Genomic DNA, 15542 nt, shown 5'->3' on the forward strand with positions numbered 1-15542 from the left:
GCCCGCACTCTCCTTCCTTTTATCAATGAAAAGCTATTCACTACTCATTCATAATACAAAAAATATTGATTTTGTTTGGGTCTGTTGTAATTGACTAACGAATAAAGCTGCTTGTTACTACTCCTAACCTTAATATAATTCTCAATGGTTGCTTCTGCCTTATCTAATATTTCTTTCACCCTGCTTGCATCCATACCAAAATAGTGAGCGGCTTTAAGGATAGGTGAATCCTCCCTTAAAAGCTGAAGATACTCTTGTGGACTCTCGGCTATACTTTCCAATTTGAATTCTCTTTGAATAATAAATAGGTAAATATCTCTTTCTTCTTTCTTCAACCGACTAATTGCTCTTCTATGAAAAAAATCTAAATTGGCTGTACCGTTCTTCATTTATAAAACTCCTATTTTATCTTAGTCGTTTCTTTTACCAGCTTGATTTTTTCACACCTGGAATTTGACCTTTATGAGCTAATTCCCTAAAGGCAATCCTAGACATTTTAAACTTTCTTAAATAACCTCTTGGCCTCCCCGTTACTTCACATCTGTTTTTCAAACGAGAAGGAGATGAATCTCTTGGAAGTTTACTAAGGCCGATATAGTCACCCTTTTCTTTTAGCTCTCTACGAATTTCTGCGTACTTTTGGACCATCTCTTGTCGTTTCTTTTCTTTTACCACTTTTGATTTTTTAGCCATTTCACTCACACCTTTTCCTTATAAGAGATTAAATTTTTTAATAGTTAAGTGCTGTTTCTAACGTTTCTATATTTTTTTTCATCATACTTATATAATCTTCGCCGTTATCAAGATCTTCTTGGGAAATACTCTCCATATTTCGTAAAATAAGACTTTCCGCACCAATCTCAGATTGAATCACCTCTGCAATCGTTGAGCTCACATTATTTTCAAAGGTCACATATTTAAGGTCATTCTCGTTTGCAACATTTACTAACTCAACTAGCTGAGCTTGTGAAGGCTCTTGAGTAGAGGATAACCCTAAAATACTCAATTGCTCTAACCCGTAGCGTTGCTCCCAATAGCCATATGCAGCATGCGAAACAATAATTTGATTATGGTCAGCATTAGAAATCGTTTCTGCTAATTGTTGATCTATCTCTTCTAATTGCTTGGTCAATTCAACAAAATTCTCTTCAAAATAGGTTTCCTGTTCAGGAAGTAACTCTACAAGCATTTCTTTAATTTTATTTGCTAAATCAATACTAATAATCGGATCTAAGAATACATGTGGGTCTCCGATTCCATTGTCACCGTGGTGATCATCAATCACGATTTCTACAGCTTCAGACTCTGCATAAATCCCATGCTCGTCATCAAATAAGGCTGCTTTTACTTCTAAGCCGTTCATTTCGGCAATTGCTGTATATTCTGCTCCTGCTAATTCAGGTACAACCTCCCACTCTTCTTCTCCTGGCTCACGAGTGTACCAGTGCCAATGATCATACCCTTCATCTTCCTCAATACTTGCCGTTAAGTTTACTTCATCTCCTGTATGGTAATGATGAGCAACTCCTTCTATTGAAATGGTTTTTTCTCCATGCTCATGGTCTCCATGCTCATGGTCTCCGTGCTCATCGTCTCCGTGCTCGTGGTCTCCATGCTCATGGTCTCCGTGCTCATGGTCTCCGTGCTCGTGGTCTCCATGCTCATGGTCTCCGTGCTCGTGGCCTCCGTGTTCATGGTCTCCGTGCTCGTGGTCCTCAATAACGATTTCTACCGATTCAGATTCAGCATGGATATCATGCTCATTATTAAATAATGCAACCTTTACCTCTAAACCATTGCTTTCAGCAATAGCAGTATATTCGGAACCGCCTATTTCAGGTACAACCTCCCACTCTTCTTCTCCTGATTCGCGAGTGTACCAGTGCCAATGATCATATCCCTCATCTTCCTCTATACTTGCCGTTAAGTTTACTTCATCTCCTGTATGGTAATGATGAGCAACTCCTTCTATTGTAATAACATTTGCTCCATGGTCATTCTCTCCGTGCTCATGGTCTCCGTCTTCATGGTCACCATGCTCATGAGTAGATTCACCTCTAAGCGATAAGTCAGCACCTGCACCAAGAATATGGACATCTTCATTCGCAAGAGCACTTTCTATTTGATCAGCAAAAGGCTCCATCCCTACTCCTGAATAAATAAAAGCATCCGCTTGTGCAACCTTTACCATATCATTGGAACTCAATTCATAAGAATGAGCATCTGCATTTGGTGGATAGATACTCTCTGCGTTAACAAATTCGCCTCCTATTTTATTGGTGAAATCGGCTAATGCATAAATTGAAGTATAAATAGTTAATACTTCGTTCTCCTCAGTTGCATCATTCGACTCCGCATCTGAAGGATTTTGACATCCTGCTATAATGATCGTTAAAGTAATCAAAAGATAAAATAAACGCTTCATAATTCTCTCCCTTAAAAAATATTCAATAATATGTAGCTTATTTCTTTCATTTTTAAATCGTAATAATTACGTTTTATGATAAACGATTCTTTTTTAGATTGTCAACCCAAAATTTTTTTATTTACACAGTTATCTTTATGAGCTATACTAACTATCGATTTAAATCGTAATGATAACTATTAAGTAGGTGAGAAAATGATTGAGGTTTTTTTCCAGTTTGATTTTTTACGCAATGCCCTATTTTCAGGCATACTCGTAGGAATTATAGCTCCCATGATTGGTGTATTTTTAGTCGTGAAGAGAATGTCACTTATCGCAGATGCCCTATCGCACATTACTCTTACTGGTATCGCGTTTCATTTATTATTAGCTTCCTTTTTTGTTTCGCTCGCCCCATTCGATCCTATATACATGGGAGTCGTCTTTGCTATACTAGGTGCTATTTTTATTGATAAACTCAGAAAAGTATATGAGCATTTTAAGGAATTATCGATTCCTATTATTCTTTCTTTAGGTATAGGAGTTGGGGTCATTTTTATTTCTATGGCTAATGGCTTCAATACCGATTTGTTCGCTTATTTATTTGGTAGTATTGCAGCAGTTGGTCAAAATGACTTATTAGTCATTATGGTTGTGTCTATATTCACCGTAATTTCTCTCATTCTTTTTTATAAAGAATGGTTTTTCTTAGCATTTGATAGTGAACAAGCCCAAACATCTGGTATTTCAAAAAATTGGTTAGATTTGATTTTCACTATTATTGTAGCCCTTGTTATTGCAGCGGCAATTAGAATTGTAGGTATTCTCCTCATTTCAGCTCTTATGACATTACCTGTCTCGGCAGCCATTCAATGGTCAAAGAGCTTTAAGCAGATGTTTATTTATTCTATTATTTTTGGAGAACTCTCTGTATTAATTGGACTATTCCTCGGCTATCATTTAAATTTAGCCCCTGGAGGAGTAATCGTAGTCGTAGGAGGTTTATTTCTTTTTGGTAGCATACTGGCTAAAAAGATACTCAATAAATACAATATAAGCTTTAAAGGTGTAAAAACCTCTAAAGCCGAATAAACAAGAAATCCAGACTTACTCTAGAAGTCGTTAAGAATGATTAATTGTGATTAAAGCCACACAAAAGAGAAAGAATCGAGAAAATGTTCCAGCTTTCTCGATTCTTTTTTTGATTGGAAGTTTGGAGGTCGACTGGCGAAAGATGAAGCAAGGGTGAAGCTCTCTTTTGACCATTTTTCGTGTTCAGCGCTGTTTTCGGGTGAATAGACGGCTTCCTTTCGACCACTTTCCTGGTTCCGGCGCTTTTTCGGGTGAATAGATGGCTCCCTTTTGACCACTTTCCTGGTTCATCGCTGTTTTAGGGTGAATAGGAGGCTCCCTTTTGACCTCTTTCCTGGTTCATCGCCGTTTTCGGGTGAATAGGAGGCTTCCCCCGTTGAAACTCCCAGCGCTTTTAATCCTACTGCAGTTGATAAGTTCTTTCCCTTTTGACCAAGTTGAACGGTTTTTTCCAAGCTGCTAAAGCTCGATTTACCTCCTCTCATTAATCTCTCAATTAAAAAAGTGAAACCCATGTACGGATTTCACTTTTCGTTATACTAAGCTCATTTTAAGCCTTATTTAATTTCGCTGATTTTCAATTTTGACACTCTTCACAAATGCCATAAACCTCAAATCGATGACTCATGATTTTATATTGACCAGGCAGCTCAATCCCTTTTTGCATAGGACAAAATTCAAAGTGAAGAGTCTTTTCACAATTTAGGCAAATTAAATGATGGTGGTGGTGATCGGTACAGCTTTCACGGAATTTCAGTCCATCCTCCATAAAGTAAAAATGTTCAAGAACTCCCATTTCACTTAGCATCCTTAGATTTCGATAAATGGTATCTAAGCTTACACTCGGATAATGGGTCGACATTTTATCATACACTTCTTTAGGTGATAAATACCCGTCGTGCTCAGTGAAGATTTTAGCAAGAGTTTTCCTTTGTTCCGTCACTCTCCAACCATTACGTGACATCACTTGTAACATATCACTTAACCTATTTTGATTTTCTGTCATTAGAGACCTTCCCTTTCCATATCTTTGATTACATTTTATCAGTAAATAGGAGGTCTGTCATTCAAGACCATACTCTTAAATGATAGACCCCCTTTCATCGTATGAAACTGAAAACTCTCCAAATCCTTCAGATTTTCTGCCCTAGCTTAAAATTGCAATAATATTTTCGATTATAACTACATCTTAATGTGCAATCATTTCGTGAGCAATATCATCAGCACTTAAATCAGAAGGATAATACGTTGGCCAATGTGTAACTTCCTCTAATAAAGCTTCTCGGTCATCTCCCCAGTATAAGTGGAAATGATGAGATTTAGTAGGGAAAATAATATGATCACTAAATTGTATATAAGTAGGCAATTGATCGTTTTCCTCATCTAATTTAAAGATGAACCTTACTCCGCGATTTCCTCTTTCATAGGTTAAAATTTCGTAGCCGTCATATACATATTCAGCTGTGTTGCTCTCACCATTTTCTACAAAGGTTACATTCTGGCCTTCAATAATAATTTGCTCCACTTCTGTTTCATAACCATTTCTATAATATTCTTTATATTCATCCGCTGTCTTATCGCCACCGTCTTCTTCCTTGTGAGTAAATACTTCATCCAAAGAGCCATCTAAAAGATACGGATAGACTGATTGCCAGTCTCCTTCCCAATCAGATAATTCTCTGTCCTCTATTTGACTGTCTTCAAAATATCCATCATAAATTTGCTGTGTTTCCTCATCATGAGCATGGCTATGGTCATGACCATGGTCGTCAATCTCAATTACAACAGGTGCTGATTGAACAACTGGCTCATGTTGATCATCATATAGTACTGCTTTAATCTCTTGCCCATCTATTGTAGCTTCACCCGCAAAATTAGCCCCAGTTTGACTTGAATCCATTTCCCACTCTTCTTCTGAGGAATCTCGCACATACCAATGCCAATCATCAAACTCACTATGATTTTGTGCTTGAGCCGTTAACTCAATTTGATCACCTGTATGATAGTGATGTGCCACTCCCTCTATTTCAACTTCCTCAGGAATATCTTCATCGTTTGTATGTACATGCTCCTCTTCTCCCTCTGAATCATCATGGTCGTGCTCCTCTTCAGTCCCTGGTGTCTCTTCCATTTCTCCCTCTGTTTCAGCTGCTTGACACCCTACAAGTAACAAGCTGATTAGAAGTATGAACCAAAAGCTTCTTTCTATTTTTAACATAATACATTCTCTCCTCTTTTTTAATTGTAATAATTACGATCTGATAATAGCATACTATCGATTCTGTGACAATCGAAAATTTATATTTATGCCAAACAACGATTATGCTTTCGGTTTTTTTTAAAAAAATAAGCTGGTCCTCTCATTCTCTGATACTATAATTTTAAGGCTTAATTAGGAGGTTTATGATGATTACTGTATTAAAAAAAGAGATTGCATTAATTAGAAACTGTGAAAGTATATTAGAAATCAAAAAAGGTTATTCCAATGATCAAAAATACCTTCTAAACTATGCTAATAAGGAGCAGCGCTTCATTCTCAGAACTTTCCAAAAAGAAGAGTTAGCAAAAAAAAGAGAAGAATTTTCTGTTCTCAAAGGAATGGAACAACTCGATGTTTCTTGCCCACGCCCACTAGAAATCGGCGAAAGCAATGGCATAGGGTATATGATTGTTACTTATCTTGAAGGAGATGATGGGGAGAACTCTATTCGCGTTTGTTCAGAAGAGGAACAATACCAGATTGGTCAAGAAGCTGGAAAGGAGTTATTAAAAGTACATCAATATTTGAACCCTAGTTCTCACTCTACTTCTTGGTTTTCAAGAAAATCACAAAAGCATCAAGCTTACCTCGAAGCTTATCTAACTTGTGGAATGAAAGTAAAACACGAGAAGAAACTTATTCAGTTTATTGAGGAACACATTCATTTAATGAAGGATCGACCGACTGTTTTACAGCATGATGATTATCATTTATCCAATATCGTTCTTAAAAATAAGAAATTTGCTGGAATTCTTGACTTCGGTAGATTTGATTGGGGCGATCCATATCATGACTTTTTAAAGATTGGACTTTTTAGCCGATCACTTAGTATCCCTTTTTCCATCGGGCAAATTGAAGGCTATTTCAAACATCAAAAACCAGAAGAACATTTCTGGAAGCTTTACTCTCTTTATTTAGCGATGTCTGTTTTTTCTAGTATTGTTTGGTGTATAAAAAATGTTCCTAACGAAATAGACGATATGATGGAAAAAATCACAACTTTTTTAGAGGATCATGATTACTTTGATGAAATCATCCCTAATTGGTATAAATCGTGATTGTTCACGCTACTGACTATACTTTTTGTTTGTCTAGGGCTATCCTTTTGTAGATAATCTTATAAATAGCCGTCATGATAGGGAGAATAATTAAAAACCATATAATAGGATTCTCTAATCCTATTCCTACTGTAGATTGGCCTCCTAACCCTGTTAATATCAAGAGTAAAATAAACAGATAAAGAGACGAGTATATAACTGTAGAACCTTTTTTCTTTTCTACATTATTTTTTTTGCGACTGAATTTGGTCACCATTATACTTAGAATGATAGAGAATATAATTGCCCAGATGATCAGAGTGGAATGAATATTTAGAGTAGGAAAAAAATCACCAATGATTAAGGTAGTAAACAAACCAACAACGACTGTATTCATGACAAGTTCTAAAGTTACTTTCAGTGTAATCACTCCCTTTAGCAAAAAATAGTTAGGATGAAGCAAGCTTTTTTTAAAATAAAGTTTGAGCTGTAATGTACAAATCTTCCTATTTCTATTATTAAACCAAAACCATCAAAGTACAATCTTTATTAAGGAGAATCATCATGAAAAAAGGAACCTTAACCTATCTATCGTTTAACTTCGTATTTGGTTTCATTTTAGGCATTTTCTCAAAATATTTGGATACTGCTTCTATTGACGGCAGCTGGTGGTCCTATCCACTTAGCTATCTAGGAGATTTATTTACACGATTAGGAATATGGGTTTTATTAGCCGTCATAATTGCAGCTTATAGTAAAAGCATCATTTTTTCCGCAATCAATACTTTTTTATTTTTTTTAGGAATGCTTGTCAGCTATTATACATATTCAGCTTTCTTATTTGGCTTTTTCCCTTTAAATTACTTTTTCCTTTGGGGAAGCATTGCACTAGCATCTCCTTTTTTAGCGATGCTTGTTTGGAGTGCTAAGCATCATCACCGATTATCAATACTATTATCAGCACTTCCTTTAGGATTAATCCTGAATCTATCTTTAGGCTTGGGATTATTCTATGTGTATCTTAAATATATAGAAGAATTTATTATGTTTCTTATTTTATGTGTAATCTTTTACAAAAACCCAAAGCAAATAGCGATAGTCATCATTCTTTCAGTAGTTGTTGCGGTTCTGTTCCAACTTGTAAGTCCTTTTCATTTTTGAGTAGCAGTTATTGGCTATTACATACTTACGATTGGACGCAAAACAAAAAAGCTGAAACTGTTGAAAACCTAAAAGAAATTGATAAGAATGAAAAAGCTGCTGATAGTCATGTGGAGATTTTCATTTCACTGCTAGAAGCTATTGAATGTACAACGGAAGATTTAGTAGAGAAGCTTTCTGAGCTTTAAATTATTACATGATAGAATAGCGATATTGAAGGAGACGTTTTCCATGTTTCAAAAAGAATACCATCGTGTACAACAAACGAGAGAAACGTTGTTGAATTATTGTCAGAAACTGAACGATGAATAATTTTCTCAAAGCAACGGATTTGGCTTTCAAAGCGTACGAGACACATTCATCCATATATCGGATTGTTATTATGCGTGGCTAGGTTCATTTATATTATCTAAAACGGTAACACCACTCACTCCAAAAGGAAAATGTATTCAATTTACATTAGAAACGATTCAAGCACGCTTTAATGAGGTCGATTATTTTGTAGCGGAAGTATTCACCCAGTATGGGAATAATCTAGATATAACGATTGAAAAGCCGATCCCTTGGAGAAAAACAAAAGAACCGATATCAATGTCTGTTAGCAAATTACTCATGCACAGCATTACACATGAATTCCATCATAAAGTACAAATCGTGGCTATGATTCGGCAAATGGGCTATGAACCTCCGAATACAGATATATTAAGAACAAGAGATTAAAGATAGGACTATTCAACAGCAAAAAAGTTCATAACACACGTAGAAAAGCCATCTAAAATAGAGGGCTTTTCTGATTTATTATCTATATTATGCAAGCTTTGTAATGACTAATGTCGTATTGGTATCATTATGAAGCTGTGCAGGTGTTGCATTTGCATTGACAATTTGAAGCGTACTAGGAACGGTCGTGACATTAATGATAATTTCTCCCGTTGTAGGACCTCCACCATCACCTGTAAAAGGCAGTGGCGTGACAGGAACACCATTGAGTTCTAAATCGAAATCGGCATTTCCTTGATTATGAACAGTAAAATTGATTTCATAAAAACCAGTCTCATTAATAATAATCGTATCTGATGGTGGTGTAAAAGTAAACGCAGTCCCTACCTCAAATCCATTTGTAAATACAATAGCTGTATTACCAGGAATAGTGTCTGTTCCTGTTCCAGGGTCTACTCTAAATACACTCGCAAAACTTGTAATCCCACTCCCAGTTGGGCCAGGTGGTCCAGTTGGGCCTGTTGGTCCTGTGGCTCCAACTCCTGGTCCTGTTGGGCCTGTTGGGCCAGGAGTTCCCGGTGGTCCCTGTGGACCGGTTGCGCCTGGTGGTCCAGGGATAACAGGTATATTTTTCTTTTTACAATTATCTTGATTTTTGAATTTCATAGCTTTTTCACTCCTTTCCATACTGTAAAATTGAATTCTCTATAGTATATTGAAATCTTTAAAAAATGTTTGTGCTAGTATCATAAGTAGCTCAATAAAATTAAGAGTAAATTGATAGAGCTTACCTCTTCTAAAAGTTTATTTCGAAATTGGAAAACTATTATAAAACTAAGCAACATTCCTCCCAAAAAAATAACCCTCCAAAACAGAGGGTTTAAACTTTTTTTGAAAGGGAGGTAACCTAATGATTTCTGATTCTTAACTTATTTTTGTAATAACTAACGTCGTATTTGTTTGATCATGAAGTTGGACAGGCGTTGCACTTGCATTAACGATTTGTAGAGTACTAGGAGCTGTTGTAACATTTATAATAATTTCACCAGAGGTTGGTCCTCCTCCATCACCAGTAAAAGGCTCCGGTGTAACAGGTACTCCATTTAACTCCAGATCAAAATCGGCACTTCCTTGATTATGAACAGTGAACATAACGAGATATAAGCCTGTTTCATTAATGGTGATTGTATCAGACGGTGCAGTAAAGCTAATCCCTGCCCCTGCTTCAAATCCATTGGTGAATACTACAGCTGCATTTCCAGGAACTGTATCTGTTCCCGCTCCTGGATCTACACGAAAGACACTTGCATAGCTTGAAAATCCAACTCCGGTGGCCCCAGTAGCTCCGGTAAATCCTGTCGCACCCGTTACTCCAGTGACTCCTGTAGCTCCAGTAGCTCCGGTAAATCCCGTTACTCCGGTGGCTCCCGTCTCTCCTGTTGAACCAGTGGCTCCGGTAAATCCCGTTACTCCGGTTGGACCTGTCGGGCCGGTAAATCCAGTAGCTCCCGTTACTCCGGTGGCTCCGGAAATTCCTGTTGGGCCTGTTGGGCCTGTAAATCCAGTGGCTCCCGTTGTCCCGGTGGCTCCTGTTATTCCGGTTAACCCTGTCGCTCCGGTGGCTCCTGTTATTCCGGTTAACCCTGTCGCTCCTGTCACCCCTGTTGCTCCGGCCGTTCCAGTGACTCCGGTTACTCCTGTCGAACCAGTCGCTCCTGTTGTTCCGGTTACTCCCGTCGCTCCTGTGGCTCCTGTCGCGCCAGTTACCCCAGTAACTCCGCCGGTTCCACCTGTTGGGCCTGTTGGACCTCTAGTTCCTGGTGGTCCTGGTGGTCCCGGAGGCCCGGGAATAATTGGTATGCTTTTCTTCCCACAATTATTTCGATTATTAAACTTCATGTTTCCTCACCTCTTCTCAGAATATTTGTTAATAGAACTATTAACTTCTATATATTATTAATATTCATCAAAAACGTTTGGACTTATAGCTTTAAAAAAAACCACTATTTTTGCATCAAAAAAGCTAGGGTTAATAGAATAACCTTAGCTTTTTAACGTTCTTAATATACACGAATAAACCGTATTGGTTTAGTTTCAGAATTTTTCAAGACATATTCTTGTATATTTACCCACTGTTTCGCTCAAAATGTCCAGAAACTTTAAATTTTTTTGCTATAATAATCCTAACTTCTAAAAAGAAGGGATGACCATTATGAAAAAGACAGATCGTACTGCCTCCTAAATATTCGACTTATCACAAATTTAGGAGGCGATATAAATGAATTTTAATAAAATTGATATTCATAATTGGGATCGAAAAGAGATATTTAATCATTATTTAAATCAACAAACTAGCTTTAGTATAACTTCAGAGATTAACATCTCCACCTTGTATCGAACACTAAACCATAATGGTTATAAATTTTATCCAGCGCTTATTTTTATCATTACGAAAGTAGTAAACTCCAACACTGTTTTTAGAACCAGTTTTAATCATAAAGGAGATTTGGGTTATTGGGATCAGCTAGTTCCCTTATATACTATATTTGACCAAAAATCTGAGACATTCTCTGCTATTACAACTGATATAGATAATGGTGATTTTAAAAATTTCCATAAGATGTACCTTTCAGATGTAGATGAATTTACAGGAACTGGCTTATTATTCCCGAAAAAGCCTATTCCAGAAAATACCGTATCAATTTCGATGATTCCATGGACTTCTTTTACCGCATTTAACTTAATGATAGAGTCTAACAAAAATCATCTTCTCCCCATTATTACAGCAGGAAAGTTTGTTCATAAAGATGGTTCCATTCTTTTACCAATCTCTTTACAGGTTCATCATGCCGTTTGTGATGGTTATCATGCAAGTAGATTTTTTGAATCCGTGCAACAGCTAGCTAATGCTCCTATTGATTGGCTTTAACCTCAAGATAAGTTGAGCCCAAAAACCCTGAAAGAAATAACTTTCAGGGTCTTTTATAAGTAAAATAGTAACTGTCTATTTTGCAGTTTTAATTGTATATTTATTACATCAGTTAATTTTTATGGAAAGGGAGTTATTTTATGCATGATATATGGAAAAATGAGCTTTTAGATGAATATGAATTAGAACCTTTAACAGACCGTGTCATTGCGTTTGCAGAAGCACAGCTTGGTGTAAAGCTTCCCCCTTCTTTGATTGAACTACTACAAATTCAAAATGGAGGTTACTTACAAGCTAATAGATACCCTTATGTTGATGAGGAAGAAATGGAGGAAGAAACAGACGAAGAAGAGGATGAAGAAAACCCTCATCTCATTTTAGACCATATTTATGGTATTTCTACTAACGAAGACGAAGGGCTGCTACAAACCAATTATCTTGTAAATGAATGGGAATTACCAAAGAATATTGTGATTATTCATCAAGACGGTCATCGATTTATTGCTCTTGACTATCGGACGGTTAAAAACAACCCTCCTGTCATCATAATTGATGAAGACATCGACGTGGTAGACCAATTAGCAGTAGATTTTTCAGAACTGCTTCAGAACTTATATAGTGAAGAAGATGAAGGTAGTGAGGAAGAGAGAAAAGATTACAATCAATTATTCTACCTTTATGGACAAAAACCGAGAGACTACAGCTACAAAGAAGCAGAGAGAATTTTCAAAGGGAAATCTATTGGAGACGTAGAGATGGCACTTCATTATTTCTACCATAAGAACGATAACACGGAGTGGCTAATATCTCAAATCAGTTATTTACTAAACTCAACATTAGATTTTGCCCCAGAAACCACTATTGAAACATTTCATGATTATCTCAAAGCTATTAACTTTCAAAACGAAAGTAACGAAAAGAAACAAAGAATTGAGCAGATTATAAACACTTTTAAAAGCAGTACCAATAGAAAGATTCAAAGATTTGCCAATAAGCTGGAGCAATATGTTGAAACCAACCAGTGAATAGGTGTTTGATAAAAAAAGAAATCGAGAGGTTATCAGCTTCTTCGATTTCTTTTGATTGGTGCCTTTTCCTATCGAATGTTTTTGCTCCTTCAAGCTTTTCTTTAATTAAATCCAAACAAAATTACCCATGCTTTATCATAAGATTAGATTATAAATATAACCATCCAACTAATCCAAATTGGAATGAGCATAATCGCAAATGCGTGTATAAATGGTAAATTCTTCATCCCTTTTTTCCATAATAGATACAAAACAATCATCATAAAAAGAGGATGTAGAAAGACTGTGATGATAAACATCCATAAAACAAAATCTCCAGTAGTGTAAAAAAGATGATGACCAAAAGTAAAGAATGAAAATTCTAAAATGGTAACCACGAAAAAGCTAATCCAAAACCAAAGAGGAAGTCTTTTAGTCATTTATAGTCTCCTTAGATTCATAGTAGATAGACAATCATGAATACCATATTACAGGTAGAATTAGTACATGAATTAAAGCTCAGCTTGAATATGTAGTTCAGCTTCAGAGTAAAGCACGGCTTTTCCTGCCATTTTCACTCGTGTTCCTTCATCTCTACAATAAAGAGTTCCACCTCTTTCAGATAATTGTCTTGCTAATAGTTCCTGCTTTCCTAATTTCTTTGCCCAGATCGGAATTAAGCTACAATGCAAAGAACCTGTTACTGGATCCTCATTGACTTTTAACTTAGGATAAAACCCTCTTGAAACAAAATCATATTCACGACCTTTTGCTGTCACACATACACCTAATCCTTCTGGTAGTTTTTCTAATAGAGAGAAGTCAGGGCTGAGGTTCAGCACTTCTTCTTCCGAATCTAGTAAAAAAACAAGATCGCGATTTAAATAGGCTTCTTTAGGTAGGATTCCTAGCGCCTTAACCATTTGGTCCGTTACAGTGATGTCTTCAGATAAAACAGTAGGGAAATCCAGTTCATACGTATCCCCTTTTTTAGTTACCATTAACTCGCCACTAATCGTACTAAATTTGATGTCATTTAAATGATTGTCATAATAATTAAAAAGGATAAATGCGGTTGCCAAAGTAGCATGTCCACAAAGATTAACCTCACCTCCAGGTGTAAACCACCTTAAGCTGTACTGTTCCTCTTCTTTTACTGCAAAAGCGGTTTCTGATAGGTTGTTTTCAGATGCTATTTTCTGCATAAGCTCCTCTGAAATCCAATGATTTATAATACAAACTCCCGCTGGATTTCCTTCAAAGACTTTCTCTGCAAAAGCATCGACTACGAAATATTTCATCTTTTCCTCCTAAGTGTCAAAATGTAGCTACTATTTATTCTTCAAAAATTCTATCATCTAATTACATATTACAAAACCACTTACAGAAAATTTAGATATTATACTGAAAAAACCAACCATTTAACTAATATAAAGCTTACCGATTTATAGCTCGTCCTAACTAATCGTGATAGCAATTTCTATATTGACTTTTCATTTTTAAACTTCTACATGCTGAACCCATATAATCAAAAATATCTTCCTTTACATTTAAAATGACCTTGCGATATGAATCACTAATCTCTATGGTTTCTTCATTCAACCAACTCATTTTAAAACCTAATATTTCATCTCCATAGTAAATCGTATGAGTCTCCTCTGTTGTTTTGTTTTTTATTTCCACAGATACGTTAACAAATCCTGCCGCTCCACCACCTGAATATGTATAGGCAAAAGCTGTAAATGTTTTTTTAGGTGATGTGACGGTAGAATAACGTTCCCCTGGCGCACCTGGAAATGAACTCTCTTCAAAAGAATACGTTAAAGTATCATATGTATTCCATACGAATATAAAGAAAAACAATAAAATAAGAGCGAATAGTGGCTTCTTCTTCATGCTTTTACGATCTCCTTGAATGCTTATGATTAAGGTATATACTAAAGGAACCGCATTGAAATCACAAGACTGGCATTGACACTTTCATAATCCAATTGTAATATTATGTTAAGTTAAAAGAAAGAAGTCGATTCTATGAGCAAAACATCTAAAAAAGACACCTTTTTAAAAATTATCATTACTATATTTGTAGAATCCTTACTCCTCATACCAAGAATAATTGGTGGTTTTATAAAAGGGTTATTTTAACTTTTTTTATAGTGAATGAAAATGCTTTTGAAATCTTACTTGAAGTATTAAAAATAAAAGGTTAAAGAATAACGAATGAAATCATCTAATAACCTTATTAGAAAAAACCATCAAATGATGGTTTTTTTTTATCTCAGGCATTCGTTACTTTATTACTTCGCCTTTCAATGTTCCAAAAATAACAAAACTAGTCCTTCCACTTACTTTCGTTACTAAATGTTTCGTAATCAAATTTAGGTGAATATTGATATTCGTCGTCATTTTTCATCTCAAATGCTTCATTCGGTAAATAGAGTAGTGATTCAAACTCCATATCCTCTGGCATGGAATCTGGGTTATCAAGAACTTCATAATAAAATTCTTTTCCATTTGCTACTACAACACATCTCGAATATAAAAATTCATCAACTGAAAAATAGGTTTCGTCGTTTATATATGCATCTTCACCTATATTTTGAGCATATACTCTTCCATCCAAATCATATAAAAGCTTCGATAATATATCATCAAACGCAAATATTTCTTCATTAGACTTTTTGGATAGATATTTAATTGCTTTTTTTAATACTTTTACGTCGTCACCTGCATGCTTCCATTCAAACATATCTATGATTTTCCAAAACTCATTTTCGTCCATTATCATAAAAACACCCCTCACCTTTAATACTATCATTCTATCTTTCTTTTTAAGAGAAGAGAAGTAGGTTTCACTCTTTATACACTAAAAAAAGAAGACGTATTCCTAACTGGAAAACGACTTCATTCAATCTTTAAATAGGTACAATCG

At 35.8% G+C, this 15542-nt stretch carries 18 protein-coding genes and 1 pseudogene; 7 read left to right on the top strand and 12 right to left on the bottom strand.

The features are described from left to right. Positions 1-44: 44 nt before the first annotated feature. Genes AZF04_RS05620 through AZF04_RS05630 form a run of 3 tightly spaced genes read right to left on the bottom strand, consistent with a single transcriptional unit; the run spans position 45 to position 2425 of the window. A complete protein-coding gene (locus AZF04_RS05620) occupies positions 45-389 on the bottom strand; it encodes a hypothetical protein (RefSeq protein ID WP_061947913.1) in 345 nt (114 codons plus the stop codon). A 34-nt stretch (positions 390-423) separates the two neighbouring features. Further along, positions 424-693, bottom strand: coding sequence for a 30S ribosomal protein S14 (gene rpsN, locus AZF04_RS05625; RefSeq protein ID WP_061947914.1), 270 nt, complete (start codon positions 691-693; stop codon positions 424-426). A 37-nt stretch (positions 694-730) separates the two neighbouring features. Further along, positions 731-2425, bottom strand: coding sequence for a metal ABC transporter solute-binding protein, Zn/Mn family (locus AZF04_RS05630; RefSeq protein ID WP_061947915.1), 1695 nt, complete (start codon positions 2423-2425; stop codon positions 731-733). A gap of 195 nt (positions 2426-2620) precedes the next feature. On the opposite strand from AZF04_RS05630, the gene AZF04_RS05635 reads away from it, so the two are divergent. Beyond that, positions 2621-3496 carry a metal ABC transporter permease gene (locus AZF04_RS05635; RefSeq protein WP_061947916.1) on the top strand — a complete coding sequence of 292 codons (876 nt, stop codon included), beginning with the start codon at positions 2621-2623 and terminating at the stop codon, positions 3494-3496. Between the two features lie 577 nt (positions 3497-4073). Here AZF04_RS05635 and AZF04_RS05645 read toward each other — a convergent pair. Both AZF04_RS05645 and AZF04_RS05650 read right to left on the bottom strand, forming a co-directional pair. Next, positions 4074-4502 carry a Fur family transcriptional regulator gene (locus AZF04_RS05645; protein ID WP_045489137.1) on the bottom strand — a complete coding sequence of 143 codons (429 nt, stop codon included), beginning with the start codon at positions 4500-4502 and terminating at the stop codon, positions 4074-4076. A 183-nt stretch (positions 4503-4685) separates the two neighbouring features. Then, entirely contained in the window at positions 4686-5714 is a 1029-nt protein-coding gene (locus AZF04_RS05650; protein ID WP_061947918.1) for a ZinT family metal-binding protein, read from the bottom strand. Between the two features lie 188 nt (positions 5715-5902). Between AZF04_RS05650 and AZF04_RS05655 the strand changes: the two genes are divergently transcribed. After that, positions 5903-6814, top strand: coding sequence for an aminoglycoside phosphotransferase family protein (locus AZF04_RS05655; RefSeq protein WP_153017223.1), 912 nt, complete (start codon positions 5903-5905; stop codon positions 6812-6814). A 16-nt stretch (positions 6815-6830) separates the two neighbouring features. Here AZF04_RS05655 and AZF04_RS05660 read toward each other — a convergent pair whose 3' ends face one another. Continuing rightward, positions 6831-7223 (bottom strand): hypothetical protein, encoded by a 393-nt coding sequence (locus tag AZF04_RS05660; protein ID WP_153017224.1) that lies wholly within the window; start codon positions 7221-7223, stop codon positions 6831-6833. A gap of 134 nt (positions 7224-7357) precedes the next feature. Here AZF04_RS05660 and AZF04_RS05665 point away from each other — a divergent pair, with 134 nt between their 5' ends. The 3 genes and pseudogenes from AZF04_RS05665 to AZF04_RS20575 all read left to right on the top strand — a co-directional run. Further along, positions 7358-7954, top strand: a complete 597-nt coding sequence (locus tag AZF04_RS05665; RefSeq protein WP_061947921.1) for a hypothetical protein — start codon at positions 7358-7360, stop codon at positions 7952-7954. Further along, positions 7951-8142 carry a hypothetical protein gene (locus AZF04_RS05670; protein WP_061947922.1) on the top strand — a complete coding sequence of 64 codons (192 nt, stop codon included), beginning with the start codon at positions 7951-7953 and terminating at the stop codon, positions 8140-8142. The genes AZF04_RS05665 and AZF04_RS05670 overlap by 4 nt, the downstream gene beginning before the upstream one ends. 136 nt (positions 8143-8278) lie before the next feature. Then, a pseudogene (locus AZF04_RS20575) lies at positions 8279-8674 on the top strand (DinB family protein); the annotation flags it as partial. 87 nt (positions 8675-8761) lie between these two features. Here the strand turns inward: AZF04_RS20575 and AZF04_RS21130 are convergent. Together AZF04_RS21130 and AZF04_RS05680 are read right to left on the bottom strand one after the other, a co-directional pair. After that, positions 8762-9340 (bottom strand): BclA C-terminal domain-containing protein, encoded by a 579-nt coding sequence (locus tag AZF04_RS21130; RefSeq protein ID WP_061947923.1) that lies wholly within the window; start codon positions 9338-9340, stop codon positions 8762-8764. A gap of 258 nt (positions 9341-9598) precedes the next feature. After that, entirely contained in the window at positions 9599-10573 is a 975-nt protein-coding gene (locus AZF04_RS05680; protein WP_061947924.1) for a collagen-like protein, read from the bottom strand. A gap of 379 nt (positions 10574-10952) precedes the next feature. On the opposite strand from AZF04_RS05680, the gene catA reads away from it, so the two are divergent. After that, complete coding sequence (gene catA / locus AZF04_RS05685; protein WP_061947925.1) at positions 10953-11603, top strand: type A chloramphenicol O-acetyltransferase; 651 nt, start codon at positions 10953-10955, stop codon at positions 11601-11603. Positions 11604-11743: 140 nt separating this feature from the next. Then, on the top strand, positions 11744-12628 hold the full coding sequence (locus AZF04_RS05690; protein WP_061947926.1) for an SMI1/KNR4 family protein: 885 nt from the start codon (positions 11744-11746) through the stop codon (positions 12626-12628). Between the two features lie 146 nt (positions 12629-12774). Here the strand turns inward: AZF04_RS05690 and AZF04_RS05695 are convergent, their stop codons facing one another. The 4 genes from AZF04_RS05695 to AZF04_RS05710 form a co-directional block, all read right to left on the bottom strand. Next, positions 12775-13050, bottom strand: coding sequence for a hypothetical protein (locus AZF04_RS05695; protein ID WP_061947927.1), 276 nt, complete (start codon positions 13048-13050; stop codon positions 12775-12777). 72 nt (positions 13051-13122) lie between these two features. Further along, positions 13123-13911, bottom strand: coding sequence for a PhzF family phenazine biosynthesis protein (locus AZF04_RS05700; protein WP_061947928.1), 789 nt, complete (start codon positions 13909-13911; stop codon positions 13123-13125). A 160-nt stretch (positions 13912-14071) separates the two neighbouring features. Then, positions 14072-14506, bottom strand: coding sequence for a DUF5412 family protein (locus AZF04_RS05705; protein ID WP_061947929.1), 435 nt, complete (start codon positions 14504-14506; stop codon positions 14072-14074). 436 nt (positions 14507-14942) lie between these two features. Continuing rightward, positions 14943-15398: a DUF4240 domain-containing protein gene (locus AZF04_RS05710; RefSeq protein WP_201030528.1), complete on the bottom strand. Its 456-nt coding sequence runs from the start codon at positions 15396-15398 to the stop codon at positions 14943-14945. Positions 15399-15542: the final 144 nt, after the last annotated feature.

This window comes from Alkalihalobacillus trypoxylicola, assembly GCF_001590785.1.
GTDB lineage: Bacteria > Bacillota > Bacilli > Bacillales > Bacillaceae_D > Alkalihalobacillus > Alkalihalobacillus trypoxylicola.